This window comes from Haliea sp. E17 (genome assembly GCF_048323675.1).
Taxonomy (GTDB): Bacteria; Pseudomonadota; Gammaproteobacteria; order Pseudomonadales; family Halieaceae; genus Mangrovimicrobium.
This window is the reverse complement of the sequence record NZ_JBLWFK010000006.1, coordinates 327401-342381: the sequence shown is the minus strand read 5'-3', so window position 1 is coordinate 342381 and position 14981 is coordinate 327401. Positions and strand designations below refer to the sequence as shown.

18 protein-coding genes are annotated in these 14981 nt (G+C 60.3%); 13 read left to right on the top strand and 5 right to left on the bottom strand.

Going from position 1 to position 14981, the window contains the following annotated elements; all coding sequences use genetic code 11:
• The first annotated feature begins 2 nt into the window (after nt 1-2).
• Both ACNKU3_RS17580 and ACNKU3_RS17575 read left to right on the top strand, forming a co-directional pair.
• A complete protein-coding gene (locus tag ACNKU3_RS17580) occupies nt 3-899 on the top strand; it encodes a glycosyltransferase family A protein (RefSeq protein WP_418260861.1) in 897 nt (298 codons plus the stop codon).
• Between the two features lie 31 nt (nt 900-930).
• On the top strand, nt 931-1905 hold the full coding sequence (locus ACNKU3_RS17575) for an alpha/beta hydrolase family esterase (RefSeq protein ID WP_418260860.1): 975 nt from the start codon (nt 931-933) through the stop codon (nt 1903-1905).
• 53 nt (nt 1906-1958) lie between these two features.
• Here ACNKU3_RS17575 and ACNKU3_RS17570 read toward each other — a convergent pair whose 3' ends face one another.
• Nucleotides 1959-2534 (bottom strand): helix-turn-helix domain-containing protein, encoded by a 576-nt coding sequence (locus tag ACNKU3_RS17570; RefSeq protein WP_418260859.1) that lies wholly within the window; start codon nt 2532-2534, stop codon nt 1959-1961.
• 105 nt (nt 2535-2639) lie between these two features.
• Between ACNKU3_RS17570 and ACNKU3_RS17565 the strand changes: the two genes are divergently transcribed.
• Nucleotides 2640-3005 (top strand): VOC family protein, encoded by a 366-nt coding sequence (locus ACNKU3_RS17565; RefSeq protein WP_418260858.1) that lies wholly within the window; start codon nt 2640-2642, stop codon nt 3003-3005.
• Here ACNKU3_RS17565 and ACNKU3_RS17560 read toward each other — a convergent pair.
• On the bottom strand, nt 2963-4459 hold the full coding sequence (locus ACNKU3_RS17560; RefSeq protein ID WP_418260857.1) for a glycoside hydrolase: 1497 nt from the start codon (nt 4457-4459) through the stop codon (nt 2963-2965). The genes ACNKU3_RS17565 and ACNKU3_RS17560 overlap by 43 nt on opposite strands.
• A 326-nt stretch (nt 4460-4785) precedes the next feature.
• On the opposite strand from ACNKU3_RS17560, the gene ACNKU3_RS17555 reads away from it, so the two are divergent.
• Together ACNKU3_RS17555 and ACNKU3_RS17550 are read left to right on the top strand one after the other, a co-directional pair.
• On the top strand, nt 4786-5166 hold the full coding sequence (locus tag ACNKU3_RS17555) for a TonB-dependent receptor (protein ID WP_418260856.1): 381 nt from the start codon (nt 4786-4788) through the stop codon (nt 5164-5166).
• A 4-nt stretch (nt 5167-5170) separates the two neighbouring features.
• Nucleotides 5171-5656: an N-acetyltransferase family protein gene (locus ACNKU3_RS17550; protein WP_418260855.1), complete on the top strand. Its 486-nt coding sequence runs from the start codon at nt 5171-5173 to the stop codon at nt 5654-5656.
• Between the two features lie 125 nt (nt 5657-5781).
• On the opposite strand, the gene ACNKU3_RS17545 is transcribed toward ACNKU3_RS17550, so the two are convergent.
• Genes ACNKU3_RS17545 through ACNKU3_RS17535 form a run of 3 tightly spaced genes read right to left on the bottom strand, consistent with a single transcriptional unit; the run spans nt 5782 to nt 10527 of the window.
• Entirely contained in the window at nt 5782-6315 is a 534-nt protein-coding gene (locus ACNKU3_RS17545) for a hypothetical protein (protein ID WP_418260854.1), read from the bottom strand.
• Between the two features lie 45 nt (nt 6316-6360).
• Nucleotides 6361-9483, bottom strand: coding sequence for an error-prone DNA polymerase (locus tag ACNKU3_RS17540; RefSeq protein WP_418260853.1), 3123 nt, complete (start codon nt 9481-9483; stop codon nt 6361-6363).
• Nucleotides 9484-9543: 60 nt separating this feature from the next.
• Nucleotides 9544-10527: an integron integrase gene (locus ACNKU3_RS17535; RefSeq protein ID WP_418260852.1), complete on the bottom strand. Its 984-nt coding sequence runs from the start codon at nt 10525-10527 to the stop codon at nt 9544-9546.
• A gap of 427 nt (nt 10528-10954) precedes the next feature.
• Here ACNKU3_RS17535 and ACNKU3_RS17530 point away from each other — a divergent pair, with 427 nt between their 5' ends.
• From ACNKU3_RS17530 to ACNKU3_RS17495, 8 genes are all read left to right on the top strand, one after another.
• The gene (locus tag ACNKU3_RS17530; protein ID WP_418260851.1) at nt 10955-11218 is read left to right on the top strand and encodes a hypothetical protein; all 264 of its coding nucleotides are present in this window, start codon (nt 10955-10957) and stop codon (nt 11216-11218) included.
• 138 nt (nt 11219-11356) lie between these two features.
• Complete coding sequence (locus tag ACNKU3_RS17525) at nt 11357-11617, top strand: BrnT family toxin (RefSeq protein WP_418260850.1); 261 nt, start codon at nt 11357-11359, stop codon at nt 11615-11617.
• Complete coding sequence (brnA, locus tag ACNKU3_RS17520; protein WP_418260849.1) at nt 11607-11840, top strand: type II toxin-antitoxin system BrnA family antitoxin; 234 nt, start codon at nt 11607-11609, stop codon at nt 11838-11840. The genes ACNKU3_RS17525 and brnA overlap by 11 nt, the downstream gene beginning before the upstream one ends.
• A gap of 120 nt (nt 11841-11960) precedes the next feature.
• Nucleotides 11961-12164 carry a cold-shock protein gene (locus tag ACNKU3_RS17515; protein ID WP_418260848.1) on the top strand — a complete coding sequence of 68 codons (204 nt, stop codon included), beginning with the start codon at nt 11961-11963 and terminating at the stop codon, nt 12162-12164.
• Nucleotides 12165-12264: 100 nt separating this feature from the next.
• Nucleotides 12265-12762, top strand: coding sequence for a TspO/MBR family protein (locus tag ACNKU3_RS17510; RefSeq protein ID WP_418260847.1), 498 nt, complete (start codon nt 12265-12267; stop codon nt 12760-12762).
• An 86-nt stretch (nt 12763-12848) separates the two neighbouring features.
• Nucleotides 12849-13238, top strand: a complete 390-nt coding sequence (locus ACNKU3_RS17505) for a hypothetical protein (RefSeq protein WP_418260846.1) — start codon at nt 12849-12851, stop codon at nt 13236-13238.
• A gap of 98 nt (nt 13239-13336) precedes the next feature.
• The gene (locus ACNKU3_RS17500; RefSeq protein ID WP_418260845.1) at nt 13337-13825 is read left to right on the top strand and encodes a DUF2938 domain-containing protein; all 489 of its coding nucleotides are present in this window, start codon (nt 13337-13339) and stop codon (nt 13823-13825) included.
• A gap of 120 nt (nt 13826-13945) precedes the next feature.
• Nucleotides 13946-14980: an inorganic phosphate transporter gene (locus ACNKU3_RS17495; protein WP_418260844.1), complete on the top strand. Its 1035-nt coding sequence runs from the start codon at nt 13946-13948 to the stop codon at nt 14978-14980.
• Nucleotide 14981 lies beyond the last annotated feature (1 nt).

Genomic DNA, 14981 nt, shown 5'->3' with positions numbered 1-14981 from the left:
GAATGATCAGTTACTTCGCCAAGCGCCGCCTGAAGCAGCACGACCGCAACAACAATCGCAAGTTGAAGTCGATGGTGCACAGCGCGCTGTTGCAGCAGCAGGCGCTGTCCAGCACACGGGTCGGTGTCGGCAACGACGCCAGGCACGAGATCGTGGTGTCGCTGACCTCCTATGCCCCGCGCATGCGCGACCTCTACCTGGTGATCGAAAGCCTGCTGCAGCAGTCCCTGCCTCCGGACCGGATCGTGCTCTGGCTGTCCCCCGGGGATATTCCCGCCGGGGGCATCCCGGCGCTGCTGCAGCGGCAGCAGGCCAGGGGCCTGGAAATCGAGATTCGCGATGAAAACATCGGCGCCTACCAGAAGATCATCCACGCCCTGGAGAGTTGCCCGCGGAGCCTGATTGTCACCGTGGACGACGACATGCTCTATCCGCCGGACATGGTGGAAGAACTGTACCAAGCGTGGCTGGCGCGGCCCGACTGCATCCATGCCCACCGCGCCCACACCATGGCGCTCGACCGGCAGGGGCGGCCGACCCCCTACCAGTCCTGGCAGACCAACCCTGCCGGGGGCGCGCCATCCGCGCTGGTGTTTCCCACCGGCGTCTGCGGCGTGCTGTATTTTCCCGGCGCCCTGGCTGCCGAGGTTTTGAACCGCGACCAGTTCATGCGCCTGAGCCCCGGTGCCGATGACATCTGGCTGAAAGCGATGAGCCTGAAAAACGGTGTGCTGTGCGCCCGGCTGGACGATCCGCGCGACTGGAAGGAGCGCTTTCTCACCATCGAAGGCTCGCAGGCCGGGTCGCTCAAGCACGGCAACTGGCAGCGCGATTCCGGTAACGACAGTAAACTCCAGGCGGTATTTACCGAGTACGACCTGTACGGAAAACTGAAGTGAAACGGGCGGCCTGCCCGGGAGAACAACAACTATGTCCCGAATCCTGAAACTCCTTGCGCTGGTCTTCGTGCTGGCGCTGATCAGCATCTCCCTGCTCGGCTGGTGGTTCCTGCGTTACGACGTGATCGATCCGCCCGCACTGGCCGGGCAGATGGAGGTCGGGGCTATCGAGCACGCGGGCAAGCAGCGCACCTGGCGGGCCTATGTGCCGTCATCGCTGGGCACCCATCCGCCCGTGGTCTTCGTGCTGCACGGTTCCCAGGGCAGCGGGAACGATATGCGCGTCATGAGTTTCTACAGCTTTGACGTGGAAGCCGAGCGCGCCGGCTACATCGCGGTGTATCCGGACGGTTACCAGGGGCACTGGAACGACTGCCGGGCCAGCGCCAGCTATGCCGCCAACCGGGAAAACATCGACGACGTGGGCTTCCTGCGCCAACTGGCGGCGGAACTGGAGCAGCGTTTCGGCGCAGACCCGCAACGGGTGTATGCCACCGGCCTGTCCAATGGCGGCCACATGGCCTTCCGCCTGGCCCTGGAGGCGCCGGACCTGGTGCGCGGTATCGCGCCCATGGCCGCCAACCTGCCCAGGGCAGAGAACCTCGGTTGCGCGGAATCCGGCGAGGCGGTATCGGTCATGGTGATCAACGGCACGGAGGACCCGGTGAACCCCTACAACGGCGGCATGGTGGAAATCCTCGGCGACGACAGCCGCGGCCCGGTGCGCTCTATGCAGGAGACCGGCCGCTACTGGGCGGAACTGGCCGGTTACGGCGGTGCGCCGGAAACCGCGCGTTGGCCGGATCGCGTGCCGGAAGATGGCACCACCGTGGAAGTCGAACGCTGGCTGGCGCCGGGGCGGGCTACGGTGGAACTGGTCAGCGTGATCGGTGGCGGCCACACGGTTCCCAACCCGACGTTCAGCCTGCCGCTGCTGCTGGGGCCGACCAGCCACGAGTTCGACGCCGCGGAAGTGATCTGGGATTTCTTCAGCCAGGCGCCGTAGGTAACCAGGCACACAGCGATGCCGGGTCCGGCTTCGCTGTGCGAGCTCCAGCCCTAGCCGCCCGTCGGGTAGGGCAGTGGCAGGACGATGCTCAGGGCCTGCGCGGGTCCCTTGCCGGAATTGCGATAGCCGTGTTTCTGGTCGCCGGGAAAGGCGAGCACATCGCCGGCTTCCACCTGCCAGGTCACCCCGTCTACCGACACCGACACGCAACCCTCCAGGGTGACCAGGTATTCCTTGGTGCCCTGCAGGTGGGGCTTGCCCGCCATGGAACCGCCCGCGGTAAAAACCATGCGGTCGATCTCGATACCGCGCACCTTGTCCGGCATCAGCTTGTGCACCTGCACCTTGCCGTTGCCGCGTTTTTCCACCGGCACGGCATCTTTCTTCAGCAGGCTGCTGGCCTTGCGCGGCCTCGATAGCAGGGTTTCGATGCTGACCCCGAGCGCCGCCGCCAGCTTGCACAGGTTGGTCAGCGAGGGATTGCCGCTGCCGGATTCCATGTGGGTGATGGTGGAGCGCGGAATCTGCGCCAGCTCCGCGAGTTTTTCCTGGCTCAATTCGCGGCGCCTGCGCAGGGTGGCGATATTCTCGGCGAGGTAGCCGGCGACGTGGTCGTGTTCGGACATGGTGGTTTCCCGGATTAGCATTCCGTCAATATATTGGCAGTTTAGGCGATATATCGTTGGCCTCACAGTACTCTGGCGGTGTACGCAAACAGAGGAGGACATGCCATGCGTATCGAACATGCCAACATCACCGTCAGCAACCTCGACGCCAGCGTCGCTTTCTACCTGCGCCTGCTCGGCGGCAAGGTGCGCTGGGAAGGGCTCACCGGCGCCGGCCGGCGCGCCGCCCACATCGGCGACGACATCACCTACCTGTCGCTGTTCGAGTCCGGCGAGCCGGGCCGGGCACCGCAAGACTATGCGCTGGTCGGTTTCAACCACCTCGGTTTCGAGGTGGACGACCTCGACAGCTACCGCGCCCAGCTGTGGGACATGGGGGTGGAGATCAAGGGCGAGGAATCCTACGACCCGGGTCGCCGGCTGTATTTCTACGACCCCGACGGAATCGAGATCGAACTGGTGGAGTACTGACCCGGCGCCGCGCCGGGGATTTCCCAGAAGCTGATACTGTAGGCGGGCAGTGTCGCCGCGCCGCTGGCCGGCGGGAAGTCGGCCAGCGCAAGCTCGCCGCTGCGCAACTTCGGCTTGATCCCGTTGATGCGCAGCTTGCGACTGGTCAGGTATTTCGCCGTCAGCGTGTAGCGGCGGCCGACCGGGCCGAAGCCCTGCAGGGCCAGTTCCGCCGGTTGCGCCGCGAGGTTGATCAGCAACAGGCACAGGCCGTCGCCGCTGGCGGCGCCGTGCAGGTAGGCGCGGATATGGGGCAGCGAACTGCTGACCGGGTAGACCGCCGTGCCCATCATCTGCCGCCACATCCAGCTCACCCAGTAGTCGGGCCGGGGCTTCAGGCTGAGGCGGTCGATGAGGCCGTAATCGCCGCCCACCAGCGCCTGCCGCACCATCACTTTCTGGCCCAGCCGGGCGCCCTGGCCGAGCTGGTCCGCCCACCAGAAACCGGAGACCCAGCGATCGGAGCGATAGGGCTGGCCGCCGCACTGTGCGGACCCGGTCTCCCCGGTCCAGATATCGGCCTGCGGCTGCAGCCGGTTGCGCAGGTCCGCCAGCTGCCGGCTGTAGCGGTCGAAGTACTCGAAACTGGCCGGGTCGACCATGCGCCGGCGGCGTGCGCGCAGGGTGCGCAGCGGGCTGCGCTCGCTCTGGAAGGGGTAGAAGTGCCAGTCGACGATATCCAGCTCCCCCGCCAGTTCGCGCAGGAATTTCGGGGTGATGTTGCTGATCGGCCGGATGGTCTCCCCGAGCCGCGGCCAGAAGGCGCTGCCCGGCCCGCAAACGCGCGCTTCGGGATAGTAGCGGCGCACCAGGACCTTGAAGGTGCGGTAGTCCCGGGCGAGGTTTTTGGCGCCGGGTTGCGCGCGCAGGCCGTGGAAGGCCCAGTAGGCGTTCAGTTCGTTACCCAGTTCGAACACGTCGATGCGGTAGCCCCGCTCCCGCGAGTACTGCAGCAGTTGCTCGACTTCGCCGCCGCCCCAGCGGCCGTGCTGCTGGCGGCGGAACAGGCCGTACTTGAAGGTAAAAAACAGTTTCAGGTCGTGGCGCTGCAAAAACGTGTGCAGCGCATCCCACTGCTCACGGCTGAGCACCAGGCTGTTGCTCTCACCGGGGGGGGAATCGAAATAGTGAATCTTGTCGGCCTCGCTGCCGCCGATGCGCAGGTAGGCGGGGCCGAGCGCGGCAACCAGCCGGTTGAATTTCTTGCCCTTGAGCGAGAGCGGGGCAAGCCGGCTGGTGCCGATGCCCCGGCGTGCCCGGGTGGTGCCCTCCCACCAGAAGCCCCCGGCGAACACGGAAATATCGATAGACCATGAGAGGTAGCGTGCATCGACGTGATGCAGCGGCCGGTCGCCGTTGCGGGTGATGGTGGCGGTGATCGCCGCACTGGGGGTTCCAGGCCTCTGCGCTTGCATGGGGCTCCTTTCAGGCCTCTGCGGTTGTGGGCATCTTGCAATAATATTGTTACAGAATGGTCACAGAGCGATGTGCATGCTGACCTGCTCCTGCTCCTGCTCCTGCTCCTGCTCCTGCTCCTGCTCCTGCTCCTCCCGGCTCGCGCCGCAGCAATCCCTGCCGTTTGCCAGGCCGCGAGGGCGCCTGGCGGCATGTATCTGTGCTTATATAGGGTGCCCGGAGAACTGCTATATTCAGGAAGGGGGAGAGGCTGGTTATCTTCCCCCTAACTGGCGCCCCCGCATCCGCAGGGGCGTTTTTCGTCTACCTTCGAGGTTTGTTCTGTATGAGCAGGATGTATGTGATTTCAGCATTGTTCTACGCCATCGCCGGCCTGCTGCTGGGCATCTACATGGCGGCTACCAAGAACCACGGGCAGTTGGTCACCCACGCGCATATCATGCTCGCGGGTTTTGTGGTGTCTTTTGTTTACGGCCTTTGCTACAAGTTGTGGCTGGGGGATGTGCGCTCGAAATTGTCCTCGCTGCAGTTTGTGTTGCACCAGGCGGGCGTGTTGGTTCTCTCCCTCGGGCTGTTTTTGCTGTACGGCATGTTCGTGGCGCCGGAGAGTATCGACCCGGTGCTGGCCCTGTCCTCGATTGCCGTGTTGCTGGGGATGATCCTGATGACCGTGATGTTTTTCCGCGGCCAGCAGCAGGCGGTGTAGGCCGGTGCTGGAGGTCGTCGATTACCGTGGGGAAAGGCACCGGCAGGCAGTGGTGGCAATGATGGCGCGCCTGCAGGATTGCGAGCGGGCGCTGCACCACTCCCGCCCACCCGGCGACGAGATTGCCGCCGAACATTTCGACCACCTGCTGGATTGCTGTGAGCAGCAGCGTGGCCGGGTGTATGTTGCCGAGATGGACGGCAGTCCCGTCGGCTTCGTGGTGGTAATGGTGGGCTCGGAGTACCCCGGCGCCCGCCACCTGTACGAGCGCTACAAGACCTACGGAATCGTCACCGACCTCTTCGTCGAAGAGCGCAGCCGCCGGCACGGTGCGGCGGCTGCGCTGATGGCGCAGGCCGAGGCCTACCTGCAATCTCTGGGGATTGCCAGCGTGCAGGTGACCTCCCTCGCCGCCAATGCGGGCGCCGGCGACTTTTACCGCGAGGCGGGCTACCGGGACTACGAGCTCATCTATTTTAAGGAGCTGTAATTCAGGCCGCCGCGTACTTGCGGTGAATTCCACGCCCGTGCCAGTGCGCTGGGCACAATGTCAGCGAGGCCAGGAATCCTGGCCTTTTCCAGCGCCAACACCAACACCAACGCTATCGCCAACAACTACTCCGCTACCGGCACCATGATATGGGCATAGGGTGTGTCGCCCCACATCACGTAGGGACCACCGCCTGATGGGTCGTTGGTGATGCCCTTGAGCAGTGCCTTGGGCACCACGATCATCAGGTGCGGCCCGGTTTCCACGTAGTCCGGGGCGTTGTTCGGGTCCGGGTGGAAGGGGTCCGAGTTACTTACACCGTGGCCCTCCGGGTCGCCCTGCAGCATGTAGGAAATGCCCACCTCGTCGGTGGTGAAGTCACTCTTGCTGCCCATCGCCTGCATCATTTTCATCCATACGGCATCGTTGCACATGGCGGCGCCGTCGTTCGGCATGGTGTCCGGCATGCAGGTCCAGCCGTTGCTGCCTTCAACCGCCACCTTGCCGTCCACCATGATGGTGGCGTCGGCGCTGACGGCGGCGGGCGCCGCTGAACGGGCCCGTGCGATCTTGTCGTCCAGGGTTTCACCGCTGGCCTGCGCGGCAGCCAGTAGCGCGAGGGTAATTGCGGATAGTGTTCCGGTTATAGTCGGGTGCATCCTGTCTCTCCTTCGGAAAGTCGTAGGGGTACCGCTGCCCTCAGTCTAGTGGAAATCCCGGGATTTGATATTGAGGGCGTTGAGGGCATGGGTGTGGTCCTCCAGCCGGCCGGCAATCACGTGGATGACGCCGTCCTTGCATTCCACGGTGCCGGTGACCAGCAGCAGCTGGCCGCCCAGCAGGGCCTGGCGAAAACGTTCCTGGGTCTGTTTCCAGACCACCACATTGCTGTTGCCGGTCTCGTCCTCCAGGGTGAGGAACACCACCCCCGCGGCGCTGCCCGGGCGCTGCCGGCAGGTGACCAGCCCGGCGATGCGCACGAAGCGGTGGTTGCCGATGTGGGCGAGGTCCGCGTGGCGCTTGCAGCGGTCGAAGGGCGGCTGGCCGCGCAGCAGGCTGAGGGGGTGGGCGCCCAGGTTCAGGCCGGTGGCGCGGTAATCCGAGAACACATCCTCCGCCACCGCCGGGGCGGGGAGCTGTATGCCGTCGTCGAAGTAGCGGCCGCCCTGGAACTCCTCTTCCCGCAATAGCGGGCGCGGGGCTTCCAGCGCCATGATTTGCCACTGGGCCTGGTGGCGGTGGCCGGAGAGGGCGGCCAGGGCATTGGCGTCCGCCAGCGCTTCCATGTCGCGCTTGTCCAGGTGCGCCCGGCGGCGCAGGTCGCTGACCTGGCGAAAGGGGGCCTGGGCCCGGGCCTCTACCAGCCGCAGGGCGCCCTCGCGGCTCAGCCCCCGCACCAGGCACAGGCCGAGCCGGATAGCGTGATTGCCCGGGGGAAAATCCCCGGCTGCAGGTGCGGTGGGCGTTGTGTGTTCGAGCAGCTGGTGTTCCCATTCACTGAGGTTGGCATCCACCGGCAGGACCACCACTCCGTGGCGCCGGGCATCCTGCACCAGTTGGGAGGGGGAGTAGAAACCCATCGGCTGGCTGTTCAGCAGGCCGGTATAGAAAGCGGCGGGGTGATGGCGCTTGAGCCAGGCCGAGACATAGGCGAGCAGGGCGAAACTGGCCGAGTGGGATTCCGGGAAACCGTAACCGGCGAAGCCCTTGATCTGGTCGAACAGGCGGCGGGCGAAATCGGCGTCGTAGCCGCGCTCGATCATGCCCTGGGTCAGTTTCTGTTCGAAGGTGAGCAGCTTGCTGTTGCGTCCCCAGTTGGCGATGGCGCGGCGCAGCTGGTCCGCCTCGCCGCCGGAGAAACCCGCCGCGACCATCGCCAGCTTGATCACCTGCTCCTGGAAGATGGGTACGCCGAGGGTGCTTTCGAGTACGCAGCGGATGTCATCCGAGGGATAGCTGACCGCTTCCTGGCCCTGGCGGCGGCGCAGGTAGGGGTGCACCATGTCGCCCTGGATGGGGCCGGGGCGCACGATGGCGACCTGGATCACCAGGTCGTAGAAACAGGCCGGCTTTAGCCGCGGCAGCATGGACATCTGCGCCCGCGATTCGATCTGGAACACGCCGATGGTGTCCGCCTGCTGCAGCATGCGGTAGGTCGACTGGTCATCTTTCGGTACGTCGGCAATACTGCGGATTTGCGGGCAGTAGCGGTGCACCATGCGCAGGCTTTTGCGGATTGCGGAGAGCATGCCGAGGGCGAGGATATCTACCTTCAGCAGGCCCAGGGATTCGATGTCTTCCTTGTCCCACTGGATGACCGTGCGCTCGTCCATGCTGGCGTTTTCCACCGGCACCAGCGTGGAGATGGGGCTGCGGGTGATGACGAAGCCGCCCACGTGCTGGGAGAGGTGGCGGGGAAAGCCGAGAATTTGCTGGACCAGCGCATAGAACAGTCCGGCCTGTTTGCTGTGCTCGGCGACGCCCTGTTCCTGGAAGCGTTTGGCGAGGTCGCCGGTGCGGTCCCACCAGGCCATGGACCTGGCGAGGTCGTCGACGAAGACCGGGTCCAGCCCCAGGGCCTTGCCCACATCGCGCACCGCGCTGCGCGCGCGGTAGGTAATGACCGTGGCCGCCAGCGCGGCGCGGCGGCGGGTGTACTTGCCGTAGATGTACTGGATGACCTCTTCCCGGCGCTGGTGCTCGAAGTCGACATCGATGTCCGGCGGTTCGTCCCGCTCCCTTGATATGAAGCGTTCGAACAGCAGGGAGATCTGCTGCGGGGAGACCTCGGTAATGCCGAGGCAGTAGCAGACCACCGAATTGGCCGCCGAACCGCGGCCCTGGCAGAGGATGTCGCGTTCGCGGGCGAAGCGGACGATGTCGTGGACGGTGAGGAAGTAGTACTCGTAGCGGAGCTCCCCGACCAGTGCCAGTTCCGTATCGATGCGCTGCTGTATGGCTTCCGGCACGCCATCCGGCCAGCGGGAGGCGGCGCCTGCGTCCACCAACTGGCGCAGGTAGCTGCTGGCATCGCAGCCTTCGGGTACCACTTCCTCGGGGTATTCGTAGCGCAGTTCCTCCAGGCTGAACTGGCACAGGGCGGCAATGCGCAGGGATTCGGCCAGCAGGGCGGGAGGGTAGAGCGAGGCGATGCGCTCCACCGGGCGCAGGTGGCCCTGGCTGTTGGCCAGCCGCCGCCGGCCGAGCTGACCGATGCTGGTGTTGTGGTGCAGCGCGGTGAAGACATCGTGCAGCGGCTTGCGCGCCGCCACGTGCATGCGCACGTCGCCACAGGCGACCAGGGGAACCTGCAGTGCGGAGGACAGTTGCTGGACCTGCAGGAAACGCGAGGCCGCATTGTTGCCCAACTGGTGGCTGAAGCCGAGCCACAGCCGATCCTTGCAAAGGCGGGCCAACTGCCTGCAGTAGTCTTCTTCGCCTTCGCTGCCATGGGGCAGGAGAACCAGCAGGCAGCGCTTCAGGTGAAATATCACATCGCGCAGGGCCAACCGGTATTCACCTTTGGGGCTGCGACGGCGCGCCAGCGTGATAAGGCCGGACAGTTCCGAATACGCCGCCCGCGAGGGCACCAGGGCAAGCAGGCGCAGGCCTTCCTCCAGTTTAAATTCGCTGCCGACAATCAATTTCAGGCCGACCTCCCGCGCTGCCACGTGTGCCTTGACGATACCCGCCAGGGAACACTCGTCTGTTATTGCCAGCGCCGCGTAGCCGAGCGCGGCTGCCCGTTCCACCAGTTCGTGGGGATGGGAAGCGCCGCGCAGGAAGCTGTAGCAGCTCAGGCAGTGAAGTTCGGCATAGCTTGACATAAACTGTATACTTATACAGTATTTGTGTTCCGTCAAATATAGCCATCAACCGTGCTGCCTTTACTCATCCACCGGGCTGATGACACCCATCGCACCACGGCCGAGGACGTGGGTGTAGATTTCCGTGGTTTTTACATCGCTGTGGCCGAGAAGCTTCTGGATGGTGCGAATGTCATAGCCTTTCTGTAGCAGCCGGGTGGCGAAACTGTGGCGGAACGTATGGCACTTCACGTGCTTGGTAATACCGGCGGCCCGGCGAGCCCGGGTTACATGTTTGCGCAACGAAGTATGGTGAAGATGATGGCGCCGCATCACCCCGGAGCGGGGGCAAGTACCGATACAGGTAGAAGGAAAGAGAAACTGCCAGCCGATTTCGCGGTCCGCACCCGGGTATTTGCGCGCCAGGGCATGGGGAAGATAGACCTCGCCATAGCCATCCTCGATATCACGCCGGTGCAGCGTGGCAACTGAGGCGATTTGTCGATGAAGCGCATCGTGCAAGCTTTGCGGAAGCAGCGTCGTGCGATCCTTATCCCCCTTTCCCGAGCGAACTGTCAGAGTATTGAGCTCAAAATCGACGTCCTTGACCCTGAGGCTGAGCAGTTCGTTCTGTCTAAGGCCCGCCCCGTAAAGCAATGAAACCATCAAGTGATAGCTGCCGCTGAGTTCAGCCAGGATATGCTGTACTTCACTGTGGCTGAGTACTACCGGAAGCCGGCGTTTGTGTCGTGCCTTCTCGAAGTCCAGGGGCTCAAGGTCAACACCCAGGGATTTGCGGTAAAGGTAGATGAGCGCATTCAGCGCAATGCGTTGTGTCCCAGGCGAACAGTCACGCTGGCAACCCAGGTGGCTCAGGAACTGGTTGATGTGCTCCGCACCCATAGTGCGGGGATGTGCTTTGTGATGGAAGTAGATGAATCGTTTGATCCAGTGCATATAGGTTTTTTCGGTCTGGTAGGAATATCCTTTGTCACGCATGTCCTGCCGCAGCAGATGTGTGAATTTTGTCGATCCCAGGGGGATGGGTTGTCGTATGTCGTCCATTTTGGCACTCCTAGATGTGCTGTTTTTATATACAGTACATCTAGGTGATGGTGGGTCAATCGGCTTTTTCAGGGGAATTGGAAGCAGGATATTGCCAGGAAGAGCATTATCTACATGATTCACAAGAAAAAATAAAAAGTGAGAATGCGATTTTCGTGGCCGGATTTGATGGAAATTACAGAATGGCGGCGTCTATTGTTTTGGCTAATTGAATAGTGATCTATGCTAAGTAACTGATTTTTTGGGAAGTACTTCTAATTCGGGGAGCAGGAATGGTGACAAACAAGGAATGTGTGACAATTAGCCCCGTCAATGTACTTAACTGTTAAGTGCAGGCGCGATGATCATCGCATGGGTGCTACTGGGGGTTGTATGTTTAATTGCGCTCGTATGGCGGAATAGACTGCGCAATTCTAGTAAGCCACCTATGAATAAAAATATTTCTAGAATTTCCGGTGTGATTATAGGTGCATGTTTGAGTGCAAGCGGTTGTTTTATCTTTTTTGATTCTGCAGACATCTTGTCTTCACAGGACACGGGTATGTCTGGCCATTTTGCAGGAATAACGGGAATTATTGGTGGCACTATCATCGCAATTTATGGAATAGGAGTTGCGGTGGCTAGTATCGTTGCAACTGCTGCCATGGAAAGGTGGGTTTCAAATGAACACAAGGACGTAAATTTGTGGTAGCACTTAACAAGTCAAGGCAGCAAGGGCGCTTCGCGCCGGGACCGGCTAACGCCGGCCCCTGCTTGAAGCATTAGGGGCTCCTCCCGCACATTCCACCTCTTGTCACAGCCTCCATTATGGTATATTTTCTATACCACGATGAAGTTCCAGTACGACCGAAGAAAGAGCGCATTTGCTCTCAAGAAGCATGGGATCGATTTTGAACAGGGTCAACTCCTGTGGGATGACCCGAACTTGGTGGAGTTGGCCGCAAGGTCTGATGATGAACCAAGATCCATCGTAATTGCTCGTTTCAACGGGCAGTACTGGTCCGCCGTTTTTGCATATCGAGATGAGGCGATTCGATTAATTTCGGTCAGGCGGTCTCGAAAGGCTGAGGTAGAACTCTATGAAAGCTAAAGGTTTCGACAAAAAGTTCGACCAGGGCAAGGAAGACATAATTGATGATTTGGACCTTTCTAGCCTGAAACGGCCGAACCAGACTCCGCGTAGAGTAAACGTAGATTTCCCCGAATGGATGATCGTATCTCTCGATAGAGAGGCGGCCAGGTTGGGAGTTACTCGTCAGTCCATCATCAAAGTATGGCTGGCCGAGCGCCTTGAACACGCCCCTGACAAGTAAAGGCTGCAGGCGGCTTCGCCGCGCAGCTTTTGTCGTTATGCGAATTACCCGATGCTAGTTCCACGATGGTGATAGTGGACTGGATTTTTTTCAACTCACCATAAATGAAGATTACAAGATATGAGTACAGGTACAGTTAAATGGTTTAATGCAGACAAGGGTTTTGGATTTATTACCCCTGATGATGGTGGAAAAGATTTGTTTGTCCATCACTCTGAAATCCAGGTTAGTGGTTATAAATCCTTGAACGATGGTCAAAAGGTAAGTTATGAAGTGGGCCAAGGTCAAAAAGGCCCTTGCGCAAACAATGTGAAACCACTGTAAGTAAAAACACGCATAGCAAGTCAGGGCTGCAAGGCGCCTTAGGCGCGGGACCCGCTAACGCGGGCCCCAGCCTGAGGCGTTAGGAAAAATCGGAGTCCAGATGCAGCAGCTTACAAAACAGTACCAAGTTACCGGTTTTGTTTGCTGGCTGGTGGTTGTCTTTTTTGCTGCAGCCATTGGTGCTGCCGCATCAATTCACGCCGGCTCGTTCTATGCACAACTCATACGTCCCGATTGGGCTCCTCCTTCTTGGCTCTTTGGGCCAGTCTGGACGGCCCTATATGCATTAATGGGTATTGCTGCTTGGCTAATTTGGCGTATCGGCGGCTTTCGTGCAGCCCAATCCGCGCTCATTATTTTTTTAGCGCAACTCGCATTCAACGCGCTGTGGAGCTGGCTTTTCTTTGGTTGGCACCGCGGAGCGCTGGCCTTTGCAGATATTCTTCTACTTTTTACGCTTCTCATCGCAACGCTCATTTCGTTTTGGCGCATCAAGCCATTAGCAGGCGCACTACTGGTTCCATATTTGCTATGGGTGATCTTCGCGTCGGCACTCAACTATTCTGTTTGGCAACTAAACCCAGAGGTATTGGGTTAATGCGGCATTTGCCTAACAATTACAAGCAATGGGATTGTCACACGCTGCGCGTGTGCCAATCACTGTTGTAGGCGTCAGGAGTAAAAGTGCATACCGAGGTTAAAGACATCGTTTCTCTGGGTGTGTGCAAGGATGGAGCTTCCCTAAGTGTCACCTTTCTCGATCCAGAGAACACAAGGCATAAGATGGTCTTCAGGATTGATAATGATGCAAGCCAAACCAGCGACGGGATGAGCATTTACAGGTCGGCACTTATCGAATCAATCATCACTGCTGAACGGCTAAACCCTGTTACGTGTGTTTCCTCCCTGGAAACTGTTGTGAGAAAAACCCCGGTTAGCTGGGAAAAGGCCGCCGAAATTTTGCTCAATCTGGGGCCGCTGGTGGCCAATTTTTCATCGGCTAATAACTGGGTATTTAAAAGTATGCAGGAGGTGGCAGGCAGTGAACTGCATGCCGTCAAGTGCTCCTGGTAAAACATGCCAGCAAGGGCGCTGCGGCGCCGGTACACGCTGACGCGCTACCCTGCCTGGAGCGGTAGGCATAGTCCATTTTCAGGGTTTATATCACTGTCATGGAGCTGATAATTCACATTCTGGTGCTTGGCGTCGTCGCCACAGTAGCGATTGATCTGTGGGCCGCTCTGTCGCACAAACTTCTGGGGACACCGACCACCAACTGGTCAATGGTTGGGCGTTGGCTGGGGCATGTTCCGCGCGGGGTATTTGTTCATGATCCAATAAGCGCCGCTGCCCCGGTAAAGCATGAACTGGCGCTGGGCTGGGTATTCCATTACCTGATAGGTATAGCCTATGCCTTGTTGTACACGGCAATTGTAATCCTTGCGCTCGGAAACGAGCCCACTTTGCTCTCAGGCTGGGTTTTTGGTCTGGTGACTGTCGTATCACCGTGGTTCATCTTGCAGCCCGGGCTGGGGTTGGGGGTTTGCGCATCCAAAGCGCCAAGGCCCAATGTCGTCAGGCTGCAAAATCTGGTTATTCACTCCGTTTTCGGCCTGGCGCTCTACTTTGCCTGGCTGGCCACTAACGGGTTGATTGCCTGAGCAGGCCAGCCACAAGCGACTCCGCAGGCTGCCATTGAATCTCTCGTGGCACATTTCCTGTTAGTCACCGTCTCCTTTCGTCTACATTATTACTGAACTCAATTCCACCGAGAACAAGTGATGGATCTGGTAACCGTATTACTGGTCCTGGTGGTGGTGCTGGTGGCTGTGTTCGATTTTACCAACGGCTTCCACGACGCCGCCGATATGGTGGCCACGGCGATCGCTTCGCGCGCCATGAAACCGGGCGTGGCCATCGGTATCGTGACCTTCTTTACCTTTGTTGCGCCGTTTACCGTGGGTCTGGCGGTAGCGGATACGGTTGGTACCTTTGTGGATTTGAGCGCGGCATCGACCATCGAAGGGGAAAGCCTGGTTATTGCCGCCCTGCTGGCCGCCGTGTCCTACAATCTGGTCACCTGGCGCCTGGGTTTTCCCTCCTCATCCTCCAATTCCCTTGCCGGCGGGCTGGTGGGTGCGGGTTTGTACTGCGTAGGCAGCGCGCATATCACCTGGGGTATTGAGGCCTTGCAGCACGGTCGGCTGGAGGGAATCATGAAGGTCGTGGCGGGCCTGTTTGTGTCGCCCTTCTTTGGCTTTGTTATCGGCTTCCTGGTGATGAAACTGATTTTTTTCCTGTTGCGCCGGGCCACGGTGAAGGTCGCCAGATTCTTTGTGGTCTCCCAGTATGTGAGTGTGGCGTGGCTCGGTTTTTCCCATGGGGCCAATGATGCGCAGAAGGGCATGGCGGTTATCGGTATGATTCTGCTCGCCAGTGGCGTCACTACCGAGTTTTCAATTCCGGTGTGGGCGATCGCCCTGTGTGCGTCAGCCATTACCCTGGGGACCATGTTTGGCGGCTGGCGTATTATCAAGACACTGGGCTTCGGCCTGTTTCACGTGAAGGTCATTCACTCGGTGGCCAATCAACTGGGCTCTGCGCTGGTAAACAGCATTGCCACGATGATCGGCGCTCCCACTTCTACTACCCAGGTTGTGACGGCGACCCTGCTGGGTAATGGCGCGGCGGAAAAACCGCAGCATGTGAGGTGGCAAACCGCGCGGGGCATCGTCGCGGGGTGGTTTTTGAATGTGCCGGTGTCCATATCCCTGGGCTGGCTGTATTGTTTCGTGTTCCTCAAACTGTGGGGGTGAT